The 16044-nt window shown below is 48.0% G+C and carries 14 protein-coding genes; 13 read left to right on the top strand and 1 reads right to left on the bottom strand.

The window, feature by feature from the left end:
* Positions 1-229 precede the first annotated feature (229 nt).
* The 12 genes from GRX01_RS01710 to GRX01_RS01655 all read left to right on the top strand — a co-directional run bounded on the left by GRX01_RS01710 (position 230) and on the right by GRX01_RS01655 (position 14216).
* Positions 230-763 carry a hypothetical protein gene (locus GRX01_RS01710; RefSeq protein ID WP_159662772.1) on the top strand — a complete coding sequence of 178 codons (534 nt, stop codon included), beginning with the start codon at positions 230-232 and terminating at the stop codon, positions 761-763.
* Between the two features lie 101 nt (positions 764-864).
* On the top strand, positions 865-1353 hold the full coding sequence (locus GRX01_RS01705; RefSeq protein WP_159662770.1) for a hypothetical protein: 489 nt from the start codon (positions 865-867) through the stop codon (positions 1351-1353).
* A complete protein-coding gene (locus GRX01_RS01700) occupies positions 1354-2982 on the top strand; it encodes a M48 family metalloprotease (protein WP_159662768.1) in 1629 nt (542 codons plus the stop codon).
* 240 nt (positions 2983-3222) lie between these two features.
* Entirely contained in the window at positions 3223-4041 is an 819-nt protein-coding gene (locus GRX01_RS01695; protein ID WP_321167856.1) for a DUF932 domain-containing protein, read from the top strand.
* A gap of 13 nt (positions 4042-4054) precedes the next feature.
* Positions 4055-4378 (top strand): hypothetical protein, encoded by a 324-nt coding sequence (locus GRX01_RS01690; protein WP_159662766.1) that lies wholly within the window; start codon positions 4055-4057, stop codon positions 4376-4378.
* Positions 4379-4413: 35 nt separating this feature from the next.
* Positions 4414-4842, top strand: coding sequence for a hypothetical protein (locus tag GRX01_RS01685; protein ID WP_159662764.1), 429 nt, complete (start codon positions 4414-4416; stop codon positions 4840-4842).
* A 76-nt stretch (positions 4843-4918) separates the two neighbouring features.
* Positions 4919-5554, top strand: a complete 636-nt coding sequence (locus GRX01_RS01680) for a DNA methyltransferase (protein ID WP_159662762.1) — start codon at positions 4919-4921, stop codon at positions 5552-5554.
* A 207-nt stretch (positions 5555-5761) separates the two neighbouring features.
* Positions 5762-6289 (top strand): transcription factor, encoded by a 528-nt coding sequence (locus tag GRX01_RS01675; RefSeq protein WP_159662760.1) that lies wholly within the window; start codon positions 5762-5764, stop codon positions 6287-6289.
* 63 nt (positions 6290-6352) lie between these two features.
* Positions 6353-7933, top strand: a complete 1581-nt coding sequence (locus GRX01_RS01670) for a type I restriction-modification system subunit M (RefSeq protein WP_159662758.1) — start codon at positions 6353-6355, stop codon at positions 7931-7933.
* A complete protein-coding gene (locus GRX01_RS01665) occupies positions 7930-9180 on the top strand; it encodes a restriction endonuclease subunit S (RefSeq protein ID WP_159662756.1) in 1251 nt (416 codons plus the stop codon). The genes GRX01_RS01670 and GRX01_RS01665 overlap by 4 nt, the downstream gene beginning before the upstream one ends.
* A gap of 6 nt (positions 9181-9186) precedes the next feature.
* Positions 9187-12177 carry a type I restriction endonuclease subunit R gene (locus GRX01_RS01660; RefSeq protein WP_159662754.1) on the top strand — a complete coding sequence of 997 codons (2991 nt, stop codon included), beginning with the start codon at positions 9187-9189 and terminating at the stop codon, positions 12175-12177.
* Between the two features lie 53 nt (positions 12178-12230).
* Positions 12231-14216: an ATP-binding protein gene (locus tag GRX01_RS01655; protein ID WP_321167855.1), complete on the top strand. Its 1986-nt coding sequence runs from the start codon at positions 12231-12233 to the stop codon at positions 14214-14216.
* A gap of 50 nt (positions 14217-14266) precedes the next feature.
* Here the strand turns inward: GRX01_RS01655 and GRX01_RS01650 are convergent, their stop codons facing one another.
* On the bottom strand, positions 14267-14503 hold the full coding sequence (locus GRX01_RS01650) for a histone (protein WP_159662752.1): 237 nt from the start codon (positions 14501-14503) through the stop codon (positions 14267-14269).
* Between the two features lie 308 nt (positions 14504-14811).
* On the opposite strand from GRX01_RS01650, the gene GRX01_RS01645 reads away from it, so the two are divergent.
* Positions 14812-16044 (top strand): tyrosine-type recombinase/integrase, encoded by a 1233-nt coding sequence (locus tag GRX01_RS01645; RefSeq protein ID WP_159662750.1) that lies wholly within the window; start codon positions 14812-14814, stop codon positions 16042-16044.

Raw genomic sequence — 16044 nt, 5'->3', positions numbered from 1 at the left:
GGGGCTGACATGTTAGTCGAGTATTATATATGTCCGAATTGTCTATTTTTGAGGGGTCTTTTGATCTGGGCTGTTCGGTGGAAAATCCGGATTCTGTGATGATTGCAGATTCTGTGATTTATGCCTGTGTTCGACTACTGCCCGGCGTTTCACTGGTTGGGTATGGTGTTGGAATTCGCCTCCCACCCGGAAGAACATTTAAAAAAGTTAGCACCAAAAGGTAACAATTATGATATTTGTTGATGGATTCGGAGAAGTCGACGCAGAATACTTCCAAACACTAACCAATACAATCGAAGACCTGGCCGAATGGGATGTAAAACAGGACTCTAGGCTTTCACAAGAGGATGCAGCTGAAACAGCATCAGAAGGAAGAATATCCGAACTGGATTACGTACACAATAGCACAGACAGCATCCTCAGAACAATGATGCCCTCTGAAGAATGGGATGCAGCTTTGACCGGACGACTAAGGCAAACAGTTATTCCGGAACCTCACAGCAACAGAATGCCGGCAGAAGACTCCTTCGAGAGCCAGCTTTCAAAAGTATACAACGCTATCGCAGAACAACACACAGAATCGGAATACTTGTCTACAGCGTCGGGGGACAACCTCAACTACGATCTTCTATCTTTGAATGTTCCTTGGGACTACGACGAACAAAGTCTTGAATCTGCTTTTGAGGAGATGGGTGCTGCAGCAGAGGAGGCATACAGAATCAACGAGTCAGTAAGACAGCCAGTACAGTCATACTTGGAGTAACCACCTCCTCCCTTCCTCTCGAACTCCTCTCTTCTTTACCTGTTTTCCACCATACCATTATTTACCAACGGCTTCCCGTACTATCGGTCTGTAACCTAAATATGCGTGAAGACGACCGGTCGTGGACGCACGCGGGCGTTTCTAAGATCAAAGGCAGCGGCAGTAGGTATGTTCGTATCCCGGACCGAGTTTTCCGTGAAGAATCTATTTTGAAACCGGGTTTTCCTGTGCTTTGGCACTACGAAAAAACAGTTGGAGTTCTTATCGCTACACGCCAAGAGCTAGAGGAACCCAATTACGAATACAGTGGTGAATCCCGTAACTTCCGGGCAGGAGACAGTGAGTATACCTGTGGGATTCCGAAAGCGTTCTTCGATGACTTCAAAGGCAGAGGGGAACCCAAAATGAAGCCACGAGCAGCGGAAAAGATTGATTTACCACGGGACGGTTGGCTTCACTTCGTATTCCACGACAGAATGACTGAAGGAAGCAAAAAGTCGTGTTACGTTCTGACTGAAGATCAGTTCAACCAACGGTTCTCGGACTCAGACCAGCTCAGGGAAATCGAACAAGTACCTAAATTTCACTGAATGACCGAACGGCTACTTCTTCAGCAATCCGAAGCTGATGTAGAGTTCACCCCGCTAGAAATTCGTTCGGAACTACCGAATGATGCTGTAGAAACCGGCTCAGAAGAGGATCTTGAATTCACCAAACTGGAGTCAAAGCTGTTGTTCGGTATCCGTTTCAATTGGAGGCTTATTCCCACGGAGGGCAGTTATCGGTTGATCGAAAAGAAGTATGCTTCTGTCTACTTTTTTGCGGCACTCGTATTCACGAGCTCTGTATTATTATTTGGTCTGACCATCGTTGAGCTTCTCTCGGGTATATTTGTGTTACTTAATTTCGGAGTTGTGATCTTGTCCGCTTCTATCCTATATTCGCTGAGTGGATATGGTGCTGATCAAAGCCCTGTAAGAGACATTTTTGATAAAGGCGATAACCGGTTCTACGCCAATCAGTTGATAACGTTGTTAATTGGGGTCGTATTACTGGCTCCTCTATCGGTGATCGATTCGTTCTATAAGATATTTTGTCCATTTATATTCCTATTTTTATCGCGGTTCTATTGGGAGTATCAAGATATTGTTGTAGAGCGGACGACCAGGTGGCAGCGGAAAATCCGGGATCTCATCAAAGCTATTCCGAAGATTGTATTGGCATACTGTATCAGTATTTTTGCGTTTCTATTAATCGAAACACTGTGTCTGGTGGTTGTTTCTGGCGACTTTAGTAGTGTATTCAACAGTTCGCCTATTCTCTTCTCTTCACTTCTCATCGGACTATTCTTATTCCTGATCTACGCCACATACAATGGAGTCCAACTGACTCATCGAATTGTCTCTACGCATTTAGATTTGGGAAAACAGATAGAGATCCCCTTGTCCAAGCTTGTGGTCACTACATTTCTCGTGGTCTCTTGGTCTATCATTTTTGCACTCTACTCAGGATATCTAATGGTGAGTGGATTGAATTTCGCAGCTGAAACCGGTCAATTCGCCGTCTATTTAGTGGTTTTGACGGCTGTAGCCCCGATTTTTTATTATATGGGTGGTGTTGTCTATCAGTTTTCCAGTTTTCTCTACGACAATGCTGTTCTTGCGGTTAAGTCGGAGCCTGTGGATCTGGGTTTAGATCGGAGTGTTCCTCTGCGTATTGTGGATTCTGAGGTTTGTACGGCGGGTGCTGTACATTTGGGTTTCACGCGTTTTGTTGTGGTTTCTCAGGGATTGGTGGATGAGCTTAGCCAGAGTGAGTTGGAGGCGGTTGTTGTCCACGAGGAAGGTCATTTCCACTACAGTGATGCTTGGTTGGCGCTTTTGGCTGGTTTGCTGGCTTCGTTTATCTTCACTGGTCGGAATGTGCTGTTCGGTGTCTTGGAGTTCCGTAGCCGGGAGTTCCGTGCTGATCGATATGCTGTGGACGAGGTGGGTGAGGACGCAGTAGTAGCTGCGTTGAACAGGCTTCAAGAAGTTGAATATCGAGAGAATCCAGGGAGTGCGGCAGGGCTCTCTCCGACGGTGACAAACTTCAGTGTCAATACTCCCCGCGGTCTGTTAGAGTCCATATTTGGGTTCTACTACGGGAGCTTTGCTTTGTCCGGTGTCCACCCTAGTCTTAGTAGCCGGAAGTCGGCAATACGAAGAAGTTCCAATTGAAACGGGGTCTGTCCTATCCGGTACATTGTTTCTCCCTATGTATGGTTTTGTAAGGGTGATTTCGAGATCAAAGGAGAACAGTACAGCTTCGACAGTTTAGAACAACTCTATGAAACCGCAGAAGAGCTTCCTGAAGTAAGTCGGCATGACGTCTACGCACATCACACTGAGAGTGATGAGTGGGAAAGTGTGCCGTACAGGGATAGTTTGTGGACGGATGATGGTCGGACCACAGGTGTAGTGTCCAGTAACGATGACTTCTACAACGTTATCCAGTACGGGGATGTCTTGGAGACGGTTGGTGATGCGGTTGATCGCCACGGTATCTCTCCGAGCGGCAGTGTCTCTGTTTCCCCGACCGCGCATAAGATGATAGCTGACATCGATTTCGACGGGACAACGGTTTACGCAGACCAAGATGACCCGATCAAACTAGGTTTACAGGTTAGAAGCGGACACAGTGGTTTCCACGGTTTGAAGTATGATGTCGGTGCGGAACGTGAGGTCTGCAGTAACGGTATGACCGCGTTTGTATCTGAACTAGGTTTTGAGCAGACTCACGGCGATCCGTTCGATCCCGGATTGGCGTATAACGCGGTTGATGCTGTAGCTGAGAGCCCCGCTGAAGTTGAGCACCGGTTAGCTCAGGCTCAGAACAGGGAGTTCATGAACCAGGAGGAGGCCCTATTGGTCTTACTGGAGTCTGGTGTCGGCCGGTTCTTGGATAACCCGGTTCCTGACTTGTTGAACGGTTTGTATGAGGAGGTAGATGATCCGGATAGTCCGTCGCTTTGGGAGACGTACAATGCTGCAACTCGTGTACTAACCCATTACACGGATGACAGTGTTTCGCGGCACCGGTTGGCTGACGGGTTTGAATCGGCTGCTCAACTGTTGGAGAATGGTTCGAACAGTATCCCTGACCCTGAGCAGGTTGGCCGGGTTGCGGTTGAGTCTCGAAGCCGCCAGTTGATTGAACGAGGTGGCGCGGAACCGTACTGGGATGGCGAAGTTGAAACCTTGAGAGAGCTACGCGGGCTGCACGGCCTCGGCGCATAAGGTGGAATCTGTTGTGGCAGATGATTACAGTGATGAGGAGCCGTTAGCTGCTTGGGAGGCGGCGTTCCTTCCTAACTGGAAGTGGGAGGCGTACGACAAAACCGAAGACGACCTGTATTTTGGCCGTGTGAAAAGCCCGAATACCTTCGATCAGTGGGAGTACGGCTACTTCACTAAGGATCAGTTGAAGCAGGCAGGAGCGTACCGTGTTGACGACGAGTTCGACGATGATCCGGATGGGGAGTTGTTTCCGGACGGCGGCTACCAGGTTTCGCAGCTGTACGAGACAGAGCTCAACGCCTTGCTTGAAAACGATGAGAGAGGTGATGGATTATAGAATCTGTTGAAGAAATACTGGAGGAGAAGCGGTTTGTGGAAGAGGAGAAGCCGTACTGGATGAACTTGACCGGAGGCACCACGTTCTCCGGCATGCTCCGATTCAAACTGGAGAACTACTTTCCAGAAGCCCATTACAGAAAATCCTTGAAGGAATTAGAGGGTGATGAGGAGGTCGTGTTGGATGGTGGGAAATCGAATCTGCATACGGATGGCCGACGGAACACGGTTTATTATTGGTTGAATCCGGATACGGGGGCCGCATTGTACCATACGGAGGTGAACGGTGAGGAGGCCGACCCGTTCTTCGGTTCAACAACCGAGGCAGAAGACTATCTGGACACACGAAGCAACTCAAACACTCAGGAGATGTACGAGGGTTTCAGCTTGTACAAAGCCCGTGTCGAGAAAATCGAGGATGCTGTGGAGGTCTTAACCAGTCAAAGCGGGATCCAAGACTTCTGAGATCGAGCCAGGGCAGGTAGTGCATGGTGACTGCCGAGAAATCTTGAAGCAGGTAGAAACTGGGTCGGTGGATTTGGTGTTGACTGATCCGCCGTACAACCTCTCCTCAAACTTCGAAGCCGATTTTCCAAGCCGATCCAGTATCTCTCATGACTTCGGCGAATGGGACGACAACCAGATCACACCGAATGACTGGGTACCGGAAATCGCCCGGATACTGAACGACAACGGCACCCTGATCACTTTCTACAACAACCGTAGAACCCACGAACTACTCGCCGCACTCACCCAGGCAGGGCTCGAATTCCGGCAGAAAGCATACTGGCACAAAACCAACCCTGTACCTCAACTCTACGGCGTGAAATGGCAGGAAGCAGTCGAAGAAATCATCATAGCCACTGTCAACGAAGGCAAAGGACACGGCTTCCAGGACCAACGCGGACAACACCACAACGTAATCCACTCCTCAATACAGAACCGTGGACCCAACACCGATCATCCGACACAGAAACCAGAAGAAGTCATCTCCACACTAATCAAGTGGTGGACCAAGCCAGAAGACCTGGTCGTTGATCCGTTCGCCGGCTCCGGCACGGTTTGTGTGGTAGCTCAGCAGCTCGGAAGACAATACCTTGGAATAGAACAAAAACACGAGTACGTCGAAACAGCACGGACAAGACTCAACCAACGCTCCCTACAGCAGGACTGGTAACGAGAATTGGTTTGATCTGCAATATTGGAAAGAACAGTACACCGGTCCGGAGCTGCGGAAATCTAAGAAAGTCGAGGAGGCAATCGAGGTCTTGACCGAACAGTTCGGGTTGTCAGACTGGTAATATAGCGAGAAAACAGAAGGGGCTGAAAACGAGTGGAATAAAGAGGAGCGGTCCTCTCTGAAGAAGTAACCTGGATGCATGTAGTGAGTACGATGGGTAGTGGAGAACTTGGTAGGGAAATAGAGCTATCAGAGATAATTGAGGCTCTCTCTGCTGAGTTCGATATAGAGGCCAATACTCACGGCGACTCGACGGTTACGATACGTTTAGAAGAGGGAGGTCCGGCATTCACTCTATATCGTACGGGAAGTTTCCAAATTAGAGGGACAGAAAGTCGTGAAGCTTTGTTTGAAGCCAAGGAAGACCTACTAGATGCTCTACAAGAGATCGGTGTAGAGTTTGATGAAGTGCCGTTCAGGCAGAACAACGCTGTCTATCTCGCGGACTTCGGAACTGAGATCCAATTAGAAACTTTAGCGATCCATTTAGGCCTTGAGAACGTTGAGTATGAACCTGAGCAGTTTCCTGGCGTCATTTATCGACCACCGGAACTCGGAACAGTGATGCTCATATTTGCAAGCGGCAAATCAATTATTAGCGGTACAATAAGCAGGGAAGAAGCGAAAAAGTCTGAATCACATCTCCAAGCTCAGATTCTGCAGATAGGTTAGTTCGTTGTCGGTGGCCTCTGGTTCAACACAACCATTATCAGTGTTTCCTTAGCACTACTGTGCATGGCTATTGCGGGGAATTCTAACGGTGAGCTTGAAAAGAAACTCTGGGAAACTGCAGAAAAACTGAGAGGACCTGTCGACCCCTCTGAATACAAGGACTTTGCGCTCGGTCTGCTCTTCCTCAAGAGTATGTCTGACTCCTTTGAGGCGCGACGACAGGAACTCGAAGAGAAAACCCGCGACTCCGATTCTCGATACTATACCGAAGACGAGAAAGAACGGGAGTACATTCTCTCGGACAAGGACGAGTACAACCGAGAAAACGTATTCTACATCCCTGAAGAAGCACGCTGGCAGTACTTCGTCAACAACGCCACTAACCCTCAGATCGGGAAGAAGATCGACGACGCAATGCGTGCAATAGAAGACGAAAATCCGCGTCTCAAAGGAATTCTCCCGAAAGGATACTCCCGATCTTCTCTCTCCGACAACTCTTCTGACGCCTTAGAAGGTCTGATCAATCTGTTTGCAGATCTGAACATGGAAGCAGGGAACGGAGACAAGGATGAGGACGTCTTCGGCCGTATCTACGAATACTTCATTAAGCAGTTCGCGATGGAAGGCGGGCAGAAAGGAGGCGAATTCTACACTCCCAAAAGCGTCGTCGAACTAATGGTCGAAATCTTAGAGCCCTACGAAGGCCGGATCTTCGACCCATTCAGCGGCTCAGGCGGAATGTTCGTCCAGAGCCAGAAATTCATAGAAAGCCACGGAGGAGACACCGACAAGATCTCTATCTACGGCCAAGAAATCAAGGAAAGCACCCTCCAAATCTCCAAGATGAACCTCTACCTCCGCGGTCTAGACGGTAACATCAAACAAGGAGACAGCATCCTCAATGACCAACACAAAGGACTTGAAGCAGACTACATACTCACCAATCCTCCATTCAACATGAGCGAATGGGGCAAGGACCAGATAGCGGATGACGATCCTCGATTCAAATACGGGGTGCCTCCCTCCAACAATGCCAACTACGCCTTCATCCAGCACATGATCCACCATCTCAACGACACCGGGATGGCAGCCACAGTCATGGCAAACGGCGCAATGTCTGCTCAAAATAACGAAGGAGAAATTAGGAAAGGTATTGTAGAAGATGACCTACTGGATGCTGTTATTGCCCTTCCGAAGGAGCTATTCTATACAACTAGTATACCGGCCTGTATATTCATTCTCAGCAAAGGGAAGAGAGAAGATAAATATCGTGACAGAAAGAATGAGACCCTGTTTATTGATGCAAGAGATCTCTATGAAACTGTCAACCGAACCCAAAATCGGTTGGAGAAGAATCATATACAAAAGATAGCCAATACCGTAAGAGCATATCGTGGAGAAGATCAGGCAAATAATTATGAGGATGATACCGGGTTCTGTAAAGTAGTACAAACAAAAGAAATAGCTGATAATAGATATATTGTAACACCCAGCAGATACGTTGGTGTCGAAACGGATAGTGAAGATACAGAGATATTCCAAAACAAAATGGAGAGACTCGCTGCTGACCTTCGTGAGAACTTCCAAAAATCAGAAGAATTGCAGAAGAAGATAGATAAAAGCCTTCAAGAGGTGGGATTTTGAACTCCGAACAGCGGACTCTGTCGGAAATAAAAAAAGTAGAAGGCCTCAGCAAGCCGTACATCCTACAAAGACAGGGTGTAGAGAAGCCAAATTCCTGGAAAATCTCTCCGATCGGCGAATTGCTTGAATTAGAATACGGTAGCTCTTTACCCAAAAAAGAACGCGAAGAAGGGCCATATCCTGTTTTTGGCTCAAATGGTCGTTCAGGATGGCACTCAGAATATCACGTTGATGCTCCTGGAATTATTGTTGGCAGAAAGGGAGTGAATCTCGGGATTGAATGGAGCGACACTAATTTCAATGTGATCGATACTGCCTACTATATTAATCCAGATTCTCTAAAGATATCTGAGGTGGATCTCCGATATCTCTATTATAATTTCTTAGATTTTGATCTTGATCGGCTGAAGAGCGGTTCTGCCGTTCCTGGTTTAAATCGAGATGAATTCTACGAGGAGACTATTGCTATACCTCCGATTGAAGAACAGAAGACGATCGCAACTATTCTCACAAATATAGACAAGAAAATAAATACAAATAGGGAAATAAATTCTGTATTGGAAGAGATAGAACAAACTATCTTCAGGAATTGGTTTGTTGACTTCTCTCCATATGATGACTTCAAAAATTCTGATATAGGGCGGATTCCTGAGAGTTTCGAAGTAAAAACCATATCTGAATTTGCCGAGATCATACTAGGTAATTCACCGAAATCTGAACATTACAATGAAGAGGGGGAAGGGTTGCCGTTTTTCCAAGGTAGCAAAAATTTCGGACTTAGATATCCCAAGGTAGAGAGATGGTGTACGAAAAAAAAGAAGGTAGCTCAAGAAGATGATGTATTAATCAGTATCCGAGCACCGGTTGGTGATGTAAATAGGGCAGGTGAAAAATGCGTTGTAGGGCGTGGGGTTACTGCTCTACGAATGGCTGAGTTTGAAAACGAATATCTATACCATTTGCTGAAAGCAAATAAGCCAAATTGGGAAAAGTACAAATCAGGAACAACATTTAACTCAATCAATAAAACAGATATTCAGAACTTCCCTGTGGCACTCCCGCCGAAGAAAGATATTGAGCGATTCAATACATTAACTTCCTCGATGAAAGAAATGATCAACGATAACGTAGAAGAAAACCAAGAACTTTCCGAACTCAGGGATTCTTTGCTTCCGAAGTTGATGTCGGGTGAGGTCAGGGTTAATGACATTAACTTGGATGATTTAGAGGTTGATAGTGAGGTCTGATGTGGTATGTCTTTGAATGAGATGGAGTTGGCGGAGAAGCCGGCCCTACAGGCTTTCCAGGATATTGGATATGACTACAAACACGGTTCTGAATTGGGGCCGAATAGTGATGATCCTGAGCGGCAGTCGCTTTCAGACGTAGTTCTGCGTGGCCGTCTTGAGCGGAAGCTTCAGGAGTTTAATCCGTCTATGCCGGATGAGGCGATCGAGGATGCGATTTCTCAGCTTCTCGGTTTCAACTCGACGAAACTGCTAAAGAATAACAAGAATTTCCACGAGAAACTGGTTAACGGGATTCAGGTTGAGTACGAGGTCAACGGTGAGACTCGCGGTGATTTTGTAGACGTAATTGACTTTGAGAACCCTGAGGCGAACGATTTTCTGGTCTCTAATCAGGTGGTTATTCAGATTGGCGAGGGTCCGCAGCGCCGGCCGGATATCATCGTGTTTGTCAACGGGCTACCTCTGGGTGTCTTGGAGTTGAAGGATCCGACGAATCCGCAGGCGTCGATGGGTAATGCGTACAAGCAGGTCACAGACCGGTATGTGAACGATATTCCGGACCTGTTTCACTATAATGAGTTGATCGGGATTTTAGATATGAATAATGCGAAGCTGGGTTGTCTGTCTGCTGGCTGGGAGTGGTTCTCTCCGTGGCGGTATATCGATGAGGAAGAGGATGCTACCGGGGATTTGCCTCCGTCTGAGGTGTTGATCCGTGGTGCGTTCGATAAGTCACGGGTTCTCGATCTTATCCAGAATTTTGTATTGTATGCTGATGAGGATGGAAAGCTGGGTAAGAAGCTGGCTGCGTACCACCAGTTCTATGCAGTGAATAGCGCGGTGGAGAGCAGTCGGCAGGTAGTTCCGAATCCTGATGAGGATCGTATCGGCTTGGTGTGGCATACTCAGGGGTCTGGGAAATCGCTCTCTATGGTGTTCTATGCGAAGAAGATTCGGCGTGTAAGCGAGATGGAGAACCCGACGCTGGTCTATCTCACGGATAGGAATGATTTGGATGATCAGCTGTATAAGGAGTTCAGGAAGCACGGTTTGGATGCTGAATGGGCAGACAGTGATAACCGGGTTCAGCTTCGTGACCGGTTAGATCGGGAGGCTGGCGGCATCATTTTCGCGACGATTCAGAAGTTCCAGACCACGGATGATGAAGTACAGTATCCGGAGGTCAACGACCGTGAGAATGTGATCGTGGTTGCGGACGAGGCCCACCGAACTCAGTATAAGAGTTTAGCGACGAATGTCCGTGACGGGCTGCCGAACGCGTCACATCTCGGCTTTACTGCTACTCCGATTGAGAAGGAGGATCGGTCGACAACGAACACGTTTGGCGGTTATATCAGCCAGTACACGATTAAGGAATCTGAGAAGGATGGTTCCACAGTCCCGATTTATTATGAGAGTCGTTTGGCGAAGCTCCAGGTTAATGATCCGGAGATAGAGGACCGGTTTAACGAGTTGATGGAGTCGAAGTCGGACGAGTTGAAGAATGAGATGAAGAAGAAGTGGACTCAGCTCCGCCGGGTTATTGAGAACAGTGAGGAGCGGACTGAGATGATTGCTGACGACATTGTAGACCACTACAATAATCGTGAGATCGAGGGGAAGGCGATGGTGGTTGCTATCAGTCGTCAGGCAGCGATGAACTTGGCTGAGAAGATCAGGGAGAACTCGGATGCACCTGAGACACGGGTAGTCATGTCCGGTGCAGAAGACTATATCGACAACCCGATTTCGAATGATGAGTTGAAGCGGCGTTTCAAAGATCCTGATGACCCGTTCGAGATCGCTGTTGTCTGTGATAAGTGGTTGACCGGGTTTGACGCCCCGCATCTGCACACGTTGTACGTCGATAAGCCGATGAAGAACCACAACCTGTTGCAGGCTATCGGCCGGGTTAACCGGGTGTACAAGGACAAGCCTGGTGGTTTGATCGTTGATTATATCGGTATCAGTGAGCGGTTGAAGCAGGCGTTGGATAAGTACACGTCTGAGGTCCGGAATGATGCGATGCTGGATATTGAGGAAGCGGTCCAAGTGATGCGGGAGAAGCATCAGGAGGTTGCCGACTTCTTCGCTGCTATCGAATACAATGATTGGCCGCAGCTGAACAAGACGGATCGCCAGCGATTGCTGTACAAGGCACAGAACGAGGTATTGGTTACTGAGGAGCGTGAGGATAAGTTCCGTGAATCGATGAAGGGGTTAAAGAAGGCTCATTCATTGGTTTCGCCTCATTCCGCGGCAAGTGATATCCGGGCAGACGTAGCGTTCTTTGAAGCTGTCTTAGGTGCTATCAACAGTATCGATAACTCCGGTAATCCGGACGAGGTCGAGGACGTGGATTCGGCCATGAAGGAGCTTGTTGCTGAGGGCGTCGGTATTGAGGATTTGATAGAGGTAACTGGCTTTGACAAGTGGGAGAAGGAGAAGCCGGTGTTGAGCGATGAGTTCTTGGAGGATGTCGAGGAGGTCGAATTCGAGAACTTGCAGGTGAAGATGCTTCGGCAGCTATTGGAAAATGAGATCACGACCCGGAAGCAGACGAACTTAGCGAAGTACGAATCCTTCGAGGAGGAACTGGAGGAGACGATTAACGAATACAACGAGGGCTTCATCTCAACGCAGCAAGTTATCGATGAGTTGCGGGATTACGCTGATAGGATTCAGGAGACGGATGATCAGCAGGATGAGCTTGGCTTGAGTGACGAGGAGTATGCTTTCTACTCGGCTATCTCCTCGAATACGGATTCTGAAATCGATGAGGAGACGTTGAAGACTATTGCTCGTGAGTTGAAGCAGAATTTGAAGGATAGTACTGAGGTGGACTGGACGAATCGTGAGAAGATCCGTGCTGAGATCAAGACGGAGGTTAAGGCTGTTCTGCGAAGTAATGGTTTGAGTTTGTACAAGTATGATGGCTTGGTTGATCCGATTGTTTCGCAGGCTGAGGCTTTCTATGGCGGGGCTGCGGCATAGGAGACGTGGTGTTCGCTTAGACTGAATTTTGTTCTTGTTGTAGAGTTGTCTTTGTGAGGAAGGAGTCTTTGCTGCGTTTGTTGGAGGAGAATCGTGTTGACGGTGAGCTACGTGATTTGGTGGAGGCAGCTGTTGCTTCGGATAATGAGTTCTTGTTGAACTGTGCTGGACGGTTAGCGGCGGTTCAGGATCTGCGGAATCAAGAGTTCCCGTTCAGCAGCTCTGAGATGTTATCCGGAGGTGTGGAGGTGGGACGAAGCTATAGCGGCTTCCCGGTTCGCTTAGATGAAGAGGGTTTGAATCAGCATTTGTTGGCGGTGGGTCAGAGTGGTTCGGGGAAGACGACGTTGTTCTATAATCTGTATCGAGAGGTGGGTGTGCCGGTCTGGTTCTTTGATCTAAAGCAGGACTACCGCCATCTCTCACAGAACCATGAGTTGTTGGTGTTGCCGTGGTCTAAGCTGCGTTTGAATCCGTTACGGCCGCCTGAAGGAGTACCTCCGAGAAGATGGGCTCAGGTATTCAGTGAAATGTTTAGCCACTCTACGGCGTTGTTGAGTGGTTCTAAGAATTATTTGCTGAAGTCGGTGATCAAGCTCTACCAGGCGTACAATCTATTCGAGTGTGTTTCTCCGCCTTACCCGAGTTTGTTTGAGCTCCAGGCTTTGATTGAGGCTGATTCTATGAGTTATATGCGGAAGTCGTCGAATTATCGTGATACGGTTTTGAATCGTTTGGAGGCGATGACTCTTACTGCGGGAACGGTTTTTGATTGTAGTCAGGGCTACGACTTGGAGGAGTTGTTGAAGCGGGATGTGGTGTTTGAGTTTGACGGACTGAGTCGTGATGTCCAGAATTTCTTGATGGAAGTCTTGTTTGCCTACGTGTTTGAATACAGGTTAGCCAGTAACCAGCGAGACAGTGGTTTGCGGCATCTGTTCTTCTTGGATGAAGGGAAACAAGTCTTCTCGGTTTACAAGGAGAGGCAGAGTGCTTCTGGCATCCCTGAAATTGATGAGTTGACGGCGAAGATGCGGGAGTTCGGTGAAGGATTGGTTGTGGGCGATCAGGAGCCTGGTAAGTTGACGGATTCTATCAAGGCTAACACGTACACCAAGTTCCTGCTGCCAATGGATGATCGGCGGCAGTTTGACGAGGTTGCAGACAGTTTGAACCTGTCTGAGCGGCAGCGAGAGTTTGCCCAGGGATTGGGTACTGGTGAAGCGGTTGTCCAGGTTGGTAACGGTAGTCCGGTACCGGTGAGTTTGGATGATTACAGTTTGGAGAAGCAGGTTTCGGATGAAGACTTGGAGCGAAGACAAGCTGATAACTGGACCAGTCTTTCATATGAACCTCGGAGCTTGACACCGGATTTCAAATCACTAGTTGCTCCCGGTCGTTCAGATGAGGTCGAGAATCCGGAGATCGTTGAGGACCCACAAGGAGAACTAGATTTGAGTGGTGATGCAGACCGGTTCCTCAAGGACGTAGTGGAGAATCCATTCCGTGGCTTGACCGACCGATATGGTGATTTTCCGAGTAGTTACAAGGGTAACAAGGTGAAGAATATGCTTGTCGACAACGGTGTTGTAGTTGAGAGAAAGGTCCACACTCAGAAGGGTAAGCGGAAGCTGTTGCAGTTGACTGAGAAAGGCCGTAACTACGCAGAAAGTGAACTGGGGTTGGAGGTGAAGCGAAGGGGTCGTGGCGGAGTTGTACACCGGTTTTGGCAGCATCGGATCAAAGATTTGTTTGAAGAAATGGGCTGGTCTGCGTTCTTCGAGAAATTCGATGCGGATGTCTACGTCAACATGGGAAACACGGAGTTAGTGGTTGAGGTCGCGATGGGAGATAATCCCCGAGAAATCAAACATGTTGAAGAACACTTGGACCGTTTCGACAGCGTCTGGATCGCCTGCCGTAACAAGGAAGTTCGGGAAGGTTTACGGCAGAGATTAGCTGAGAACAATTTAGAAGATGATAGAATCGTGTTTCGACTGTTTCGGGAGTTCAACAGCGAGCAGCTTCCACAGCTGTAGGGAGTTCTACAGTTTCGCCGTATCGAAATATATCATCTTGGATATCTGTATTAAGAGAAATACGACTGCTGTATCTCTCGATCTAGGTATTGGTCCAGGGCAGTTTTGATGTGTTCTTGTTTGACTGTTTGGTAGCCCTCTTCGGCAGCAAGAGATATTGCGTCGCTGGCGATGTCTTCACTGAATTTCTCTAGAACTTCTCCAAGCTGATTTGCTGCGGATTCAGATACTCGTTTATCGGTCTCTTGTTTAAGTAAAATACTCATAGATCGGATCGAGAATTCCATATCTAATTATCAAATATTTAACTTATTTAAAGATTCTAGATCAATTTTCACTTGAAAACTCAAACGAAGGAAGGAGAGGCGTAAAGCCACTCAACGAAGACCACTGAACCAATAATAGCTTGGACTCTTCGTCCACCTAATCAACGGTTGAGTGGACTCCAACCGAGACAGGGTCCAAAAGAAACCTGTCCCGGCTTCCGGAACAGACCACTTGACCCTTGGTTTAGATGTCGGGCTGTCCATTGAACCCCAAATGAAGTGGTGTGTTTCCTCTCATTCCTTCCATCTTCGAGACGTGAAACACAACCATGACTACTACAGAATACATCGATATCAATAGATCACTTCAAAAACTGGAAGACGAAGTCGGCCAAGAAAACTACCAAGCCGTAAACAGCCTTATCAACCACTGTGCTGCCGAAGGAATAGGAGACAGCCAGCAACGACGGATTATCTATGCTTGGAAGACCGCCTTGAAAAAATTCGCACCGTATGATTTCAAAATCCGTGGTGCCTCCGAATCCGAACTCAAGGAATTAGTCGCTAATATCAACCGAAGCGACTACGCTGAACCTACAAAGCACAAGTTCAGAGCCTCGATCAAGAAGCTGTACAAAGTAGAAAACAGTGGAGAACACCCGGACAAGGTCCAATTCTTTTCAGTCCATCAAAGCAGTAAGCCCACCTCTGTTACCCGGGAAGACCTGTTCACGAAAGAGGAGTTGAAACGACTGCTTAGCAGCTTTAACAACACTCGTGACCGAGCAATGGTCTACGTACTGTACGAGTCAGCAGCACGTCCTGGCGAACTGCTTTCTCGTAACATAGGGGATTTCACTGTGAATGAGAAAGGCGAGTTCATTTTCTTGGAAGGATTGAAAGGTACTCCTGATCGGACAAACCAACTGGTTCGGTCTGGCCGTGCTCTCCGTGAATGGGTTTCATTGCATCCGTTGGGAGGTGAGATCGGAGATATAGAGGATGTGAACGCTCCTCTATGGGTAAAATTGGAACAGCAAGCCTGCCGGAACTGCGGTGATACTCCGCAAACCCATAGTGACAACTGTAATTATGAACCGGATGCCGCGGATCCGATGAAATACGCTGCTTTCCTCCGTCGTTTCAAGAAAGCATGTGAACGGGCTGATATCCCTGAATCCAAGCGTCGTCCGTACAACCTGCGTCATACCCGATTGACAGAGGTAGCGACATTCATGGGGTATGAGCAGTTGAACAAGTTTGCTGGCTGGACCCCTGGAAGCGACCGAGCCAAGGTCTATGTCCACTTGAACAACGACGATGTGAACCAGGCGATCCGAGATCAGTACGGGCTTGAAACCGACTCAGAGGAGGATAAACCGATTTCATGTTCGTTCTGCGGTACCGAGAATCAGAATGAGCACAGTCAATGCAGGAAATGTGGGCGACCTCTCAGTCTCAAGAAGCAGGCGGAGAAACAAGATAAGCAGGAAGTACTGGAGCGTCTGTCTGAACTGGAGGAGAATGGTGTTTTGGAGAAGCTGAAAAGTTTGGAAGACTGA

It is taken from the genome of Halobaculum saliterrae, assembly GCF_009831625.1.
Taxonomy (GTDB): Archaea; Halobacteriota; Halobacteria; order Halobacteriales; family Haloferacaceae; genus Halobaculum; species Halobaculum saliterrae.
Note: the sequence above shows the minus strand (reverse complement) of the source record. Positions and strands in the feature narration are given on the sequence as shown.